Below are 13,713 nucleotides of genomic sequence, written 5' to 3' on the forward strand. Positions count from 1 at the left end.
GGATCGCATCACGGCCGCACGCGGTCGATCTTCACGATGATTCCGCTGGCATCCGCGGCGACGGGCAGGGCCGCGCTTTCGAGATCGCCGCTGTCCGCGGTGGCATTGCCGTTCCTGGAAACGCGGGCACCGACGACGACCCGCTCGGCCAGCGGTCCATCATTGCCCATCATCATCGCCGCGCCGTCGAACGAGAAATCCCGCGGCAGTTCGCCAGCCTTGAAGCGCAGCGCCGCCAGCGGCGGACCGCCGCCTTCGTTGCGGGCGAACACGAACACCACGTCGTCCGGCTTCAACTGATCGAGCAGCGCCGCGTCCACTTCGAGGCGGCCGGACAGCGACAGCCGGCCACCATCCACCGCCGGCGCGGCTGCAGCTTCGGCCAGCGGCGGCATGCCCGCCTTGGCCCGCGCCTCGTTCACGCTGGCGCGGACGCCGCGGGCGACGTCCTCGCCCGGCGGAATCTGCTCCAGGATTTTCTCCCAGTGCGCGGCGGCAGCCATGTAATCGCCTTTCTGGTAAGCGGCCGTGCCGGCCAACGCCAGCGCCTTGGGATGTGCAGGCGCGATCGCCAGTGCCTTCGCCGCCAGCTCTTCGGGCTCGCCCACCACCGTGCCTTGCGTCGCGGCGACGACATCGGCCCAGTCGGCATACACATCCGGCTCGTTCGGCTCCAGTTTCGACAGCTTCTCGTAGGCCACGACCGCCTTCGGGAAGTCCTGCAGCACCGTATAGGTACGGGCCAGCATCATCCAGCCTTCGGCGTTGTCCGGCTCCTGCTGCAGGCGGGCTTCCAGCTTGCCCACCATGTCGGCGATCTGCTCCTTGGAGAAACCCTGCTGCTCAACCACATTGGCAGGATCCAGCCCCTCCGGCTCACCGAAAGCCAGGTAGCCGGCCACCGCCAGCACCGGCACGCTCAGCGCCAGGGCCACGGCCCAGCTGCGCTCGGCGCGGGTGTCGGCGCTCTGGGCCCGCTCGGCCGCAGCCTCGCCTTCTTCCAGCGCCCGCCGCTCGACTTCCTCCCGGCTCTTTGCGTGGGTGGCGGCATCGATCCGGCCGGCGGCGAGATCGGCATCCAGTTCGGCCAGTTGTTCGCGCAGCACGGCCAGCACCAGTTGGCTCTGCTCCGCCTGTTCGCGCTGTGCGCGGCCGCCGGCGCGGAACAGCGGCGGCAGGATCCAGAGCAGGGCACCGGCCACCAGCAGGCCGGCAAGAAGAATGAAGGCGGTCACGAACGGGACTCCGGAGATTCAGATGAGGACTGCTTCGCATCACCGGCAAGCAGTTCGCGGGCACGGCGGCGCTCGGCCTCGCTCAGGCCATGCACGGCGGCAAGTTCGCCCTGGCGCCGGCGCAGCCGCCAGGCCAGCCAGCCTGCACCGCCCACCAGCAGCAGTACCGGACCGCCCCACAGCAGCAGGGTCGTGGCCTTGAACGGCGGGTCGTAGAGCACGAAATCGCCATAGCGGGCCACCAGATAATCGACCACGTCGCTCTTGCTGTGGCCGGCGGCGAGTTGCTCGCGCACCTGGTCGCGCAGATCGACCGCGAGCGGCGCGTTGGATTCGGCGATCGACTGATTCTGGCACACCAGGCAGCGCAGCTTGTGCGACAGTTCCATCACGTCGGCTTCGAGCTGCGGATCGGCCGCCACGGTAGGCGCGGCACCCGGCCCGGCGCTTTGCGGCGGCATCGCAGCCTGCTGCGCGGCGGCGGGCAATGCCGCCGCCAGCAGCACGGCAACGGCCAGCCGGCGGAGAGGTTTCACGAACATTTCAGCCCGCACGGCGCACCTCCTCGATCTTGGGCATGATCACCTGCTGCAGGCTCTCCGGCGTGATCGGGCCGATGTGCTTGTAGCGGATGCGGCCTTCGCCGTCGATCAGGAAAGTCTCGGGCACGCCGTACACGCCGAAGTCGATGCCGACGCGGCCGTCTATGTCGAGCACCGACAGCACGTAGGGGTCGCCATGGTCGTCGAGCCAGCGCTGCGCACGCTCGATCGCCAGCGCGGTCTCGGCTTCCAGCGCCATGCCGCGTGCGTTGATCGCGCCGTCGCCGCGCACTTCCTTGTAGTTGAGGCCGACGACCGGGACGAGCTTCTGCTGCGCCATGCGCACCAGCACCGGGTGTTCCTGCCGGCAGGCGACGCACCACGACGCCCACACGTTCAGCAGCCACACCTGGCCCTTCATTTCCTCCAGCGCAAAGGGCCGGGCAGGGTCGTCGAGCCGGGCGAGGCTGAACGCCGGTGCTGGCTTGTCGATCAGCGGCGAAGGCACTTCGCGCGGATTCAGCGTGAGGCCGAAGGCGAGGAAACCCGCGAGGGCGAAGAACAGGATCAGGGGAACGAGGAATTTTGCTTTCATCGGGAGACTTCCGCGCCGCTCAGGCGAAGCGCTGGTTGGCCGCCACCGTCGCCTCGCGTGCGGCGAGGCGGCGATAACGGCGGTCGGCGGCGGCGAACACGCCACCCAGGCCCATCATGATGCAGCCCAGCCAGATCCAGCTGATGAAGGGCTTGTAGTACACGCTGACGATCCAGGAGCCGTCCTCGAGCTGTTCGCCGAGCGACACATAGACGTCGCGGAAGGGACCGATGTCGATCGAGGCCTCGGTCATCGGCATGCCCTGCGCCAGATACAGCCGCTTCTCCGGCGTCAGCGTGGCGATCGCGCGCTCGCCGCGGGTGACGTCGATGGTCGCGCGCGCCGCATCGTAGTTGGGGCCGTCGGCGTCCCGTACGCCGCGGAAGGTGAAGGTGTAGCCGGCAAGCTCGGCGTGCTGGCCGTTCTGCATCCTGACGTCGACGTGCGATTCCAGGCTGCCGACCAGGGTCACGCCGATGATGAACACGCCGACGCCCAGGTGCGCCAGCCACATACCCCACCACGCGGCGGTGATCGAACGCAGCCGTGCGCCCATCGCGGCACCGGCGCGCTCGGTGATACGCCCCGCCAGCAACTGGATGCTGGCCAGCACCACCCAGGCCGCCAGCGACAGGCCGAGCACGGTGCGCCAGGTGACGTGGTCGACGGCGTAGGCCGTGCCCAGGCCGATGAGCACGCTGGCGATGAAGGCAGGCGCCACCTTGCGCACCGCCTTGGCCAGGTCGTCATCCTTCCAGCGCAGGAAGGGGCCGAACATCATCAGCACCACGACCGGCGTCATCAGCGGAATGAACACCGACTCGAAGTACGGCGGCCCGACCGAGATCTTGCCCATGCCCAGGGCGTCGAGGAACAGCGGATACATCGTGCCCAGCAGCACCGAAGCCGAGGCCACCGACAGCAATACGTTGTTGCCCAGCAGCGAGGTCTCGCGCGACACCAGGCTGAAGCTGCCGCCGCCGCCGAGCCTCGGCGCCCGCCATGCGTACAGCAGCAGCGACACGCCGATGACGATGACCAGCAGCGCGAGGATGAACAGGCCGCGCTTCGGATCGGTGGCGAAGGCATGCACGCTGGTGATGACGCCCGAACGCACGATGAAGGTGCCGAGCAGCGACAGCGAGAACGCACTGATCGCCAGCAGCACCGTCCAGCTGCGGAAGGCGCCGCGCTTCTCGGTGACCGCCAGCGAGTGCATCAGCGCGGTGCCGAGCAGCCAGGGCATGAAGGAAGCGTTCTCGACCGGGTCCCAGAACCACCAGCCGCCCCAGCCCAGTTCGTAATAGGCCCAGCCCGAGCCGATCGCGATGCCGGCGGTCAGGAACACCCAGGCCACCGTCGTCCACGGCCGCGACCAGCGCGCCCAGGCGGCATCGAGCCGGCCGCTCAGCAGCGCGGCGATGGCGAAGGCGAAGGCCACCGAGAAGCCCACGTAGCCCATGTAGAGCAGCGGCGGGTGGATGATCATGCCCGGATCCTGCAGCAGCGGGTTCAGGTCGCGGCCCTCGCCCACCGCCGGCAGCAGGCGCTCGAAGGGGTTCGAGGTCACCAGCAGGAAGGACAGGAAGCCGGTGCTGACCCAGCCCAGCACGCCCAGCACGCGGGCGACGAAGGCATCGGGCAGGTTGCGCGAGAACACCGTGACGGCGACCGTCCACAGCGACAGCGACATCGCCCACAGCAGCAGCGAACCTTCGTGGTTGCCCCACACGCCGGTGATCTTGTACATCAGCGGCGTGGCGCTGTGCGAATTCGCCGCCGCCAGCTGCACCGAGAAATCGCTCTGAATGAAGGCCCAGGTCAAACAGGTGTAGCTGAACAGGATGAAGAAGAACTGCCCCTGCGCCGCCGGCCGGCCGACGGCCATCAATGCCAGGCGGTTGCGGCTGGCGCCGATCATCGGCACGATGGCCTGCACCAGGGCGAGAACGAGCGCGAGAACGAGCGCGAAGTGTCCGAGTTCGGGGATCATGTCACTGGCTCACCGTTTCCGCGGCCTTGGCGGCCTGCTCCACTGCATGCGCCGCTTCCGGCGGCATGTAGTTCTCGTCGTGCTTGGCCAGCACTTCGGTGGCGCGGAAGGTGCCATCGGCTTCCAGCTTGCCCTGCACCACCGCGCCCTTGCCTTCCTTGAAAAGGTCGGGCAGCGTGCCGCGGTAGCTCACCGGAATCACCCTGGCGGTGTCGGTGATGGCGAAACTGACGGTCAGGCCGTCGGCCTCGCGCCGGATCGAGCCTTCCTCGACCATGCCGCCGACGCGGAAGGTCTTGCCGGTCGGCGCCTTGCCCTCGGCCACTTCGCTGGGCGTATGGAAGAACACCAGATTCTGCTGGAAGGCGCTCAGCACCAGGGCGACGGCGGCGACCAGCAGGGCCACCCCACCACCGACCAGCATCAGACGTTTGCTACGGGCTTTCATGTTTCCGACTCCATGGCGGGCACCGGCGTGCCGCCCTCTTTTGCTGAACCTCTTGCTGAATCCTTGCCGACGGCGCGCCGCCAGCGCAGCAACCGTGTGATGGTGTCCTTCCGACGCCGCAGCACCAGCACGAGTTCCAGCGCCATCAATGCGAACGTGACACCGTAGCTGCCCCAGACGAAATACGCCGCGCCACCCATGTTCCAGAACGCGGACCAGCTCTCCCACTGCATCAGGCACGCCCCCCTTGCGCTTCGCGCTCGAGCACCGCGCCCACCCACTCGGTGTGGCGTTCGCGTTCGAGAATCATCGACCGTGCCCGCCACAGCACCACCGCGATGGTGTACATCCAGGCGGCGATCGCCATCACCAGCATGCCGAGCAGCATGGTCGTCGCCATCGACGGCGCCTTGTTCAGGCTGACCGAGGCACCCTGGTGCAGGGTGTTCCACCACTGCACCGAGAAATAGATGATCGGCACATTCACCGCACCGACCAGGGCAATGATGGCGCCGGCACGATCGGCGCGGCGCGGGTCCTCGATCGCCCGCGTCAGCGCGATGAAGCCGAAGTACAGGAACAGCAGCAGCAGCTGCGAAGTCAGGCGCGCATCCCACACCCAGTAGGCGCCCCAGGTCGGCTTGCCCCACAGCGCGCCGGTCCACAGCGCGACGAAACAGAACATCGCCCCGGTCGGCGCCAGCGCCTGGCTCATGATGAAGGACAGGCGGGTGTTCATGACCAGGCCGACGGCGGACCAGAAGGCCATCACCAGATAGACGAACATCGACATCCAGGCGGCCGGCACGTGGATGAAGATCACGCGGTAGACCTCGCCCTGGGTGGCGTCGGTGGGCGCGACGAAGAAGCCGAGCCACAACCCGGCCACGGTCAGCACCAGCGCGGCCGTGGCGAACCAGGGCGCGAGGCGGCCTGCCAGCGGATAGAAGTTGTGCGGCGCCGCGAAACGGAAAAGGCTGCGGCTGCGCTCTGGAGAATTCATGCGTCGCACTCGTTGTTGGTACGTTCCACCGGCCGCGCTGCCGCCGGTGCGGGGTTCATCGTCAATCCGTCGAAATCCTCAGTGCCGCCGCGCAGGCCCACGGCGCCAGCGCCAGCGCACCCGCCAGGCCACCGCCCAGCAGCAGCAGATGGGCCGCGGCGCCGGTGCCCGAGGCCTCCGCCTCGACCGCGCCGGCACCGAAGATCAGCACCGGCACGAACAGCGGCAGCACCAGCAGCGCCAGCAGCATGCCGCCGCCACGCAGGCCCAGCGTCAGCGCGGCACCGACGGCGCCGAGCAGACCCAGGATCGGCGTCCCCAGGGCCAAACTTAAGACCAGCACCGGCAAGGCGCCTTGCTCAAGGTCAAGCAACAGCGCCAGACCGGGCGCCACCGCCACCACCGGCAGGCCGGTGCTGAGCCAGAAGGCCAGCACCTTGGCCGCCACCCACAGTGCGGCAGGCTCACTAGACAGGAGAAGCTGCTCGAGGGTTCCGTCGGCATGGTCCTGCGCGAACAATCGGTGCAGCGACAGCAGGCAGGCGAGCAGCGCGGCGACCCACAGCACGCCGGGCGCGATCGCCCTCAACTGGTTCGGCTCGGCGCCGACGCCGAAGGGAAACAGGCAGACGACGATGACGAAGAAAGCGAGCGTGACCAGCACGTCGGCGCGGCCGCGCCAGGCCAGCAGCAGGTCGCGCCGCAGCACGGCGAGAAAGGTGCTCAGCATGCGTAGGCTCCGACGTCGAGCACGCGCGGCGCCACCGCGAACGGCGCATCCTGGTGCGTGGTCAGCATCACCATGCCACCGCCGGCACAATGGTCCGACAAGGCCTGCGCCAGATCGGCCACCGCCTTGACGTCGAGCGCGGTGAAAGGCTCGTCGAGCACCCACAGCGCGCGACGCGCCGACAGGAACAAGCGCGCCAGGCCCACTCGGCGGCGCTGGCCCTGCGACAGCACGCGGGCCGGCAGGTCGAGCTGGTTCGCCAGGCCGATGCGCACCAAGGCCTGGGTACAAGCTTCCTCGTCGCTGCCGTCGCCCGCGGCGGCACAGGCGAAGCGCAGATTCTCGAGCGGGCTCAGCAAGTCGTTGATCGAAGGCGCGTGGCCGAGATAGAGCAGTTCGCGATGGAAAGCTTCGCGATCGCGGCGGATCGGACAGCCCTGCCAGCGCACCTCGCCAGCCTCGGCCAGCGCCAGTCCGGTGACCAGCCGCAGCAGGCTGGTCTTGCCAACGCCGTTGGGGCCGGCGACGCGCAGCAGTTCGCCCGCCTGCAGGCGAAAAGCGAGGCCGCGGAACAACAGGCGATCGCCTTTCAGGCAGGCGAGATCATCTACTTCGAGCATGGTGCAGGATTGAACCACAACAAGCGGCGCCACGGAACGCGCGGCGCCGCCTGAAGCGCAAATCCTTTCGCGATGGTTCCGGAACTAGCGTCCAGCCGCCGCCGGCAGCGCCAGCCTCGACATGTAGTCGCTGACCGCCTTCAGGTCCTCGTTGCTGTAGTCGCGGATGACGACGACCATCTTCGGGTTGGCGTTGCGCCGCTCGCCGTCGCGGATCATCACCGCCTCCTTGTACAGGTAGGCATAGTGCTGATGCGCCACCAGCGGATAGAACTCCGCCGCCCTGCCCTCGCCGTTGTCGCCGTGGCAGCTTGCGCAGTCGTTGTCGTAGAGTTCGCGGCCGCGCGCCAGGCGGTTGCCGCTGCCCTTGCCGTTGTCGAGCGAGATCGGCAACTGGCTGAGATAGGCGGCGATGTTCGCCACGTCCTCGACCGACACCACCCATTCGCCGACGAAGGGGTGCATCTTCGGGTTGTCGCGGCGGCCCGCGCGCACGTCCATCATCTGCTTGATCAGCACCGAGGCATGCTGGCCGGCCAGGCTGGGATAGATGGCATCGGCGCGCCCGGCGCCATCGGGCTGGTGGCAGCCCTGGCAGACTTCGTAGGCAATCTTGCCCTTTTCGATGTCGGGACGATGCGCGAGCGCGGCGTCCTTGTCGGGATCGGGCTGGTTCCACACGTAGCCGCTGGATTCGATCCCCGGCGCGCGCGGCGCGCTGCCGGTCTGCGCGACGGTCGAGCCACAGGCCACGAGCAGCAGGCTCATGGCGGACAATGCGTATCTCATTTGCTGCCCTCCAGGCTGGCGATGTACTCGGCGACGGCACGGGTCTCGGTCTCGCCGAGGCGGCTGGCGATGGTCTGCATCAAGCGCTTGTCGTTGCTGCGGCGGCCGTCGGCGAACTGCGCCATCTGGTCGAGCACGTAGGCCGGATACTGGCCGGCGAGCCGCGGGTAGCGCGCATTGCCGATGCCGTTCGCGCCGTGGCAGCCGGCACAGGCCGGCACGCCCTGGTCCGGGTTGCCCTCGTTGAAGACGCGGCGCCCGGCATCGAGCATCGACGGATCGTCCACCTGGCCCGGCAAAGGCTGCTGCGCGGCGAAGAACACCGCCACGTCGGCCATGTCGCGGGTGCTCAGACCTTCGACGATCGGCTTCATGATGTCGCTCTGCCGCCGCCCGCTGGCGAACTCCTGCAACTGCTTCAGCGCGTAGTCGGCGTGCTGGCCGGCGAGCTTCGGGAACATCGGCACCGGGCTGTTGCCGTCCGCGCCGTGACAGGCGACGCAGATCTCGCCCGCCAGCGCCTTGCCGCGCTCGATGTCGCCGATCACCTCGGCGGATGCGGTGGCGGCGGTGAGCAGCAGGCCTGCGCAGGCCGCCGCCAGGATCATTCTCGAAGGTTTCATTCTCACTTTGCCTCCTGTACCGCGCTATGGTGGCGATCTCGATCGGCTGGAAAGATGTTCCGGCTCACAGCCTGACCTGCAGCAGCAGGCCGATCAGGCTGGCACGGTAGTTCTGCGGCCCGGCGTCCAGGATGACCGCGGTCGGCGCCCCGGTACCGGGCGCGTTGACCGCCACCGGATCGGACTGCAGGCCACTGTAGTGCCAGTCGCGGTACTTGCCGTATTCGTGGCGCAGCAGCAGGCGGGCGGTGACGGTCTTGTTCACCGGCATCAGCAGGTTGGCCTCGAAGATGTTCTGGCTGGTGCTCAGGTCCGGGAAGCCGCTACCGGCCGCCGCCGCTGCCGCCGGCGCCAGGTTCGCCGGCAGCGAGTACTTCATCTCGGTCCTGCCCTTGGCGTAGGTGTAGCTGAAGTCGACCTTGAATCTGCCGAAGTCGTGGCGCAGGCCCAGGCCCAGCGTGTCGCTGCGGTCCTTGTGGTCCAGTTCCCAGAAATTGGCGGCGACGAACACCGCGCCGGAATTCGGGTTCTGGCAGATGTCCTCCGCGTTCTCCGGCGTGATCACGCCCATGCTGGTGTTCGCGCCGATGATGCAGCCCGAGCCGCCGCCGCTCGGCACGCCGGTCTGGCCCAGCGTGCCGCGCTGGAAGGAATAGAAGGCGTAGAAATTGCTGACCGGGCTGTACTGCCAGTCGACATCGACGTTGAACCAGTTCTGCCGGTGCTTGCCGTCGCGGCCGTAGTCCGAACTCGGGTAGCGGATTTCCTTCAACTGGGCCGACAGGCCGATGTCCAGGTCCTCGCGCGGCATGTAGTTGAGGCGGGCATTGAGCGTGTTCTGGGTACGGTCGGCGAGGTCGTACTTGCGCATGCCATTGTTCATGTGCAGCACCCAGGACTGCACGTTGCCGGTTTCCGGCATCGGCGCGAGCGCTCCGCTGAGGAAGTTCGCATACGGATGGTGCGTGTGGTAGCTGCTGCCGCGGCGGCGGTCGTGGGCGAAGGACAGCCGGATCGTGGTGTCCTCGATGCTGCGATTGACGTAGCCGAGCTTGTACTTGTCTTCCCAGGTCTTGTCGCGTTCGCGGTGGTCGCGCGAGTAGGTTTCACGCTCGTAGGCGGCGTTGATGCTGGCCTTGTCCAGGCGCCAGTCGGCGGACAGGCCGGTGTTCAGCTTGCGGTAGTCGTAGGGCACGCTGCGGATCACGACGTTGCCGCTCGGCGCGGCCGGGTTGTACATGGACGACGCGCTGCCGTCGTTGATCAGCCGCCCCCACACGCCGGTGCAGCCGAAGGCGCTGACGCCGCCCGGCGTGCCGTCGCCCCTGTCGTCGTATTCGGCATTGGGGTTGCACGCCAGATAATCGGTATGGTTGCGGGTTTCGTAATAGCGCGCCTTGGCCTTGAGATTCAGCCGATTGGTCGGGTTCAGCGACAGCCCGAGGTCGATCAGCCGGGTGTCGATGCGGGCGTCCGCCGACTGGCGGCTGAGCGCATCCCGGCTGTCCCAGTTGGCCGACGACGAAATGTTCGGGCTCAGGCCGGAATAGCTCGTGTAGGGCATCAGCTTGTCGTCCTGGCGCGACGAGCCCATCGACACCACCGCGGTGAAGCGGCCGTTCATCAGCTCCGGCAGCTTGCGCGCGTACTCGCCCTTGATGTTGTAGGCCTCGTTGTCCGGATAGAGGTCGAAGCGCCCGCTGGTGAACATGCCGGGCGTCGCACCTGCGACGGTGTTGGCCGCATTCACCCGGAACGGCGTCTCGAAGTTCAGCGTGCCGGCGTTGTTGCGGAACAGCGAAGCCGAAGCCTGCAGGTTGAAGCTGTTCAAGGTGTCGTTGTAGTACAGGCCGCCGACGAAATCGTGCGTCTCGTAGTCGATCGGCTCGATCAGCTCCATCGGCATCTGGCCGCCGCCGCCCGCCCACACCGAGCCGAAAGGCCGCGATCCTTCGCGCTTTTCCAGCGAATAGCCGGCAAACAGCTTCAGCTTGTCGGTGAGGGTCATGTCGAGGCGCAGGCCGCCCTTCTTGCGCACCAGCCCGAGCTCGGTGTTCATGTTGGCCTGGGCAGCCGCGGTGATGGCCTGGTTGTCCGCCGCCTGGTCGCCGCTGCCGCCGGGCGTCAGGCCCGAATCGGGCTTCAGCGTCAGGTTCTTGCCGCCGGCGCCGTCCCACAGCGAGCGGAACGAAGTCGTGAACACGTGCGGGGTTTCGTTGTAGAAGGCCTTGACGCGCCAGTCGTTGTAGCGGCCGAAAGTGGCGCCGTAGAACTGGTCGTCGCGGCCGGCGCCGCCGCCGACCACTTCGAGATAATGGGCCGAACCCGCCTTCTCGGCGGACACGCCGAAAGCACTCAGGTAGCCGCCATTGCCGACGTCCTTGTAGCGCTTGAAGCCCTGCTCGCGGTGATCGCCGGAGACGTGGGTGAGGCCGAACTCGACGAAGCCGAGGTATTGCCAGCCGCCATCGGTGGCATGGATGCGGTCGGTCGGCACCCTGGGCCGGTCGTACAGCTGGCCGGTCGGCGTGCGCGCCGCATGGGGGTCGCCATTCATGCCGTCGAAGTCATGGCCGCCGGTATGCGTCACCGGGTTGATCGGCGCGAGGTTGAGCGCGTTGCCCAGCGTGGTGTCACCACCGACTGCCGAATCCGCCCACACCCGCTCGGCTGCCATCAGCGCCAGCGCGCCACCCACCAGCACACTCAGCATCCGCACCCGCGGCGGCATGGAGGAACGGACGGCCGCGCGATTCGCATTGACGTTGTTCATGTCGTATCCCTCCGATCAGCGCTGGAAGCGGGCACCCGCCGGGTGGTTGCTGCCGTGGACCTGCGTATGGCAGTTCTGGCACGAGCGGCCCATGACGCGGGAATTGAGTCCGGTTTCGTTGCCGGCCAGTTGTCCGGCGTTGTAGAACACGGACGGATGGTTGGTGTTGGCATGGCACTGCTGGCACAGCGCGGGACGGGCGACCTGCAGCAGCTTGTCGTGGTTGCTGCCGTGCGGCGTATGGCAGTTGGTGCAGGCCTCGCGCACCGGCGCATGCTCCCAGATGAAGGGGCCGCGCTTTTCGGCGTGGCAGCTGTAGCAGAGGTCATTGACCGAATCGGCCTTGAGCAGCGGCGCGGTGACCGTGCCGTGCGGGTTGTGGCAGTCGGCGCAGCTCATCTTGCCTTCGGGCACCGGCATGTGCGAACGCTTGCGGAACTCGGCGCGCTGCTGCGAATGGCAGCTTTCGCAGACCTGGGTGATGCTCTGCTTCTTCAGCAGGCTGGTGCCCGAGAAACGCGCCATCGGGTTGTGGCAGTCGCTGCAGGCGAGCTTGTTCAGATCGTGGGCGGAGCCCGGCCAGTGCATGCGCTGGCCGCCTTCATGGCAGCTCAGGCACTGCCCGTTCATCTTGTCGAGCGGCGTGCCCCAGGACTTGGTGAAGCCGACGATCAGCGACTTGTCGACGATCTTGTCCCAGGCCTCCTCGCCCTGCGCCACCGGATCGGCCGATTCGACGGCCATGTTCTCGGCGTGCAGCGAGCCGGGGCCATGACAGGCTTCGCAGACCTGGCGCTCGACATCGTTCCTGGGGTTCTGGCGGAAGATCTTGGCATGCAGGGTATGGCCGAAGTGGGATTCCTCGACCTGGTGACAGGACACGCAGACCTGTTCGCCGACATAGGTGGCGTGGCGAGCGGGCTGTTCGTCCGCGGCGTTGGCCGCGTTCGCCACACTCGCCGCAAGCAGCGAAACTGCCGCCAGCATCGCCCGCAGGGCAGGAAATACACCGGGAACTTTCATGTCTTCGTCTCCTCGCCTGCAATGCCGGCGCATCACGGCAGCCGCCCGCGAAACGGCGGCACCCATCGGGTGAAAACAGAGGGAGAACACCACCCCGAGCGGACGTGGCGCTGCCTTGGCGGCGAGCACGCGCGGGACACCCTCCTTCGGCTTCTGCCTCGGGTCGGGCGCCTGGCTGTCCGCGGCCGACTCCGGGCTGTAACTGGATCGTTACAAATTTGGCACGAGTCTAATTCCCTTACGCGCACGTGCCTTGCCGGAAAGTGAACCGATGTTTGCGCAATCAGTGGCCATACCCTGGGTGCACGGCGCGGCGCCGCTGCAGCAGGGTGCCAGCCCGCTCCTGACGTCGCTCGGGCTGACGCCGAAGCGGGCGCGGAAGGCGCGGCTGAAGTGGGCCTGGTTGGCGAAGCCCCATTCCTGCGCAATCAGGTAGACCGGCCGCTTGAGCTTGCCCGGTGCGGACAGCTCGCGATGGCAGGCATCGAGCCGCTCGGCGGTGATCCACTGCATCAGCGTCATCGTGCAGCGAGCGAAGAGGCGGTGGATGTAGCTCGCCGACAGGCCGACCTCGGCGGCGATCAGCTTGACGTCCAGTTCGGCATCGGCCAGATGGGCGCGCGCGAAAGCCTTGACCCGCTCGAGATGCCAGGCCTCGACCGACGAGGTTTCGTCGCCGACCTGGCGGGCGAAGCTGGCCAGCATGCCGCCCAGCAGGCCGAGCAAGGCGTCCGCGCAGGTCTTGAAGTCGGAGGGCGCCAGGGTTTTGCGCTGGCCGAAGATACCGCGCAGGGTGCCGGCGAACACTGCCGCCGAACCGCAACAGGACGCCATACAGGACACCGTCAGCGGCCGCCAGTCGCGCATCACTCCTTCCAGCGCGGGGCGCGGCACGCGCAGCACCAGATGGCAGAACTCCTCGGGCAGCTGGAGCGTGAACGCAGCGGCGTCGTCGAGCAGGTGCAGCGACCCGGGCTGCAGACGCGCCTCGCGCGGCCCCTGCCTCAACGAGCCGCTGCCGGCCACGTTCAGCAGCACAGCGGCGCCATCATTGACGCCCTGCACCTGCATCACGTGCGCGGAGCCGCACACTTCGAAAATTTCCAGCATGCCGAGCCGGAAATGCTTCAGATGCATGTCGAACGGCACCGACGCATCCGCCTCGATGCGATGACCCGACTGCAGCAAGGCATCCATCTCGGTACGGCAATGGGCGATGCGTTCGTGTTCGAACCTCGCCTCGGCAGCGATTATCTCGGTCATCACGAGCCTCCTCCGGGCCTGTACGTGCAGGCTTATTGTTTTGTAACGGCCTGTGTCGGCCTTTCGTGGCTTTTAC

General features: G+C 67.5%; 14 protein-coding genes. All 14 read right to left on the reverse strand.

The genetic code is table 11. The features are described from left to right. Positions 1-8 precede the first annotated feature (8 nt). A complete protein-coding gene (gene ccmI / locus ACNQFN_RS21860; RefSeq protein ID WP_418647548.1) occupies positions 9-1,235 on the reverse strand; it encodes a c-type cytochrome biogenesis protein CcmI in 1,227 nt (408 codons plus the stop codon). Beyond that, on the reverse strand, positions 1,232-1,777 hold the full coding sequence (locus tag ACNQFN_RS21865; protein WP_068638572.1) for a cytochrome c-type biogenesis protein: 546 nt from the start codon (positions 1,775-1,777) through the stop codon (positions 1,232-1,234). Before ACNQFN_RS21865 ends, ccmI begins: the two co-directional genes overlap by 4 nt. 1 nt (position 1,778) lies before the next feature. Continuing rightward, on the reverse strand, positions 1,779-2,372 hold the full coding sequence (locus ACNQFN_RS21870) for a DsbE family thiol:disulfide interchange protein (RefSeq protein ID WP_068638573.1): 594 nt from the start codon (positions 2,370-2,372) through the stop codon (positions 1,779-1,781). Between the two features lie 19 nt (positions 2,373-2,391). Then, the gene (locus ACNQFN_RS21875) at positions 2,392-4,365 is read right to left on the reverse strand and encodes a heme lyase CcmF/NrfE family subunit (RefSeq protein WP_418647549.1); all 1,974 of its coding nucleotides are present in this window, start codon (positions 4,363-4,365) and stop codon (positions 2,392-2,394) included. Position 4,366: 1 nt separating this feature from the next. Beyond that, positions 4,367-4,813, reverse strand: coding sequence for a cytochrome c maturation protein CcmE (gene ccmE, locus ACNQFN_RS21880; protein ID WP_068638577.1), 447 nt, complete (start codon positions 4,811-4,813; stop codon positions 4,367-4,369). Next, entirely contained in the window at positions 4,810-5,046 is a 237-nt protein-coding gene (gene ccmD, locus ACNQFN_RS21885; RefSeq protein WP_068638579.1) for a heme exporter protein CcmD, read from the reverse strand. Before ccmD ends, ccmE begins: the two co-directional genes overlap by 4 nt. Then, positions 5,046-5,816: a heme ABC transporter permease CcmC gene (gene ccmC / locus ACNQFN_RS21890; protein WP_068638581.1), complete on the reverse strand. Its 771-nt coding sequence runs from the start codon at positions 5,814-5,816 to the stop codon at positions 5,046-5,048. Before ccmC ends, ccmD begins: the two co-directional genes overlap by 1 nt. A gap of 61 nt (positions 5,817-5,877) precedes the next feature. Then, positions 5,878-6,546, reverse strand: a complete 669-nt coding sequence (gene ccmB, locus ACNQFN_RS21895) for a heme exporter protein CcmB (RefSeq protein WP_068638583.1) — start codon at positions 6,544-6,546, stop codon at positions 5,878-5,880. Beyond that, positions 6,540-7,166 (reverse strand): cytochrome c biogenesis heme-transporting ATPase CcmA, encoded by a 627-nt coding sequence (gene ccmA, locus ACNQFN_RS21900; RefSeq protein ID WP_068638585.1) that lies wholly within the window; start codon positions 7,164-7,166, stop codon positions 6,540-6,542. Before ccmA ends, ccmB begins: the two co-directional genes overlap by 7 nt. A gap of 84 nt (positions 7,167-7,250) precedes the next feature. Beyond that, positions 7,251-7,934, reverse strand: coding sequence for a c-type cytochrome (locus tag ACNQFN_RS21905; RefSeq protein ID WP_245650972.1), 684 nt, complete (start codon positions 7,932-7,934; stop codon positions 7,251-7,253). 17 nt (positions 7,935-7,951) lie between these two features. Then, positions 7,952-8,578, reverse strand: a complete 627-nt coding sequence (locus tag ACNQFN_RS21910) for a c-type cytochrome (protein ID WP_068638589.1) — start codon at positions 8,576-8,578, stop codon at positions 7,952-7,954. A 64-nt stretch (positions 8,579-8,642) separates the two neighbouring features. Next, positions 8,643-11,351 (reverse strand): MtrB/PioB family outer membrane beta-barrel protein, encoded by a 2,709-nt coding sequence (locus tag ACNQFN_RS21915; protein ID WP_418647550.1) that lies wholly within the window; start codon positions 11,349-11,351, stop codon positions 8,643-8,645. A gap of 15 nt (positions 11,352-11,366) precedes the next feature. Continuing rightward, complete coding sequence (locus ACNQFN_RS21920; RefSeq protein WP_068638593.1) at positions 11,367-12,374, reverse strand: DmsE family decaheme c-type cytochrome; 1,008 nt, start codon at positions 12,372-12,374, stop codon at positions 11,367-11,369. A 210-nt stretch (positions 12,375-12,584) separates the two neighbouring features. Next, positions 12,585-13,637, reverse strand: a complete 1,053-nt coding sequence (locus tag ACNQFN_RS21925) for an AraC family transcriptional regulator (RefSeq protein WP_418647551.1) — start codon at positions 13,635-13,637, stop codon at positions 12,585-12,587. Positions 13,638-13,713: the final 76 nt, after the last annotated feature.

The sequence above is a fragment of the Thauera butanivorans genome, from assembly GCF_048398245.1.
In the GTDB taxonomy this organism is placed as follows: Bacteria; Pseudomonadota; Gammaproteobacteria; order Burkholderiales; family Rhodocyclaceae; genus Thauera; species Thauera butanivorans.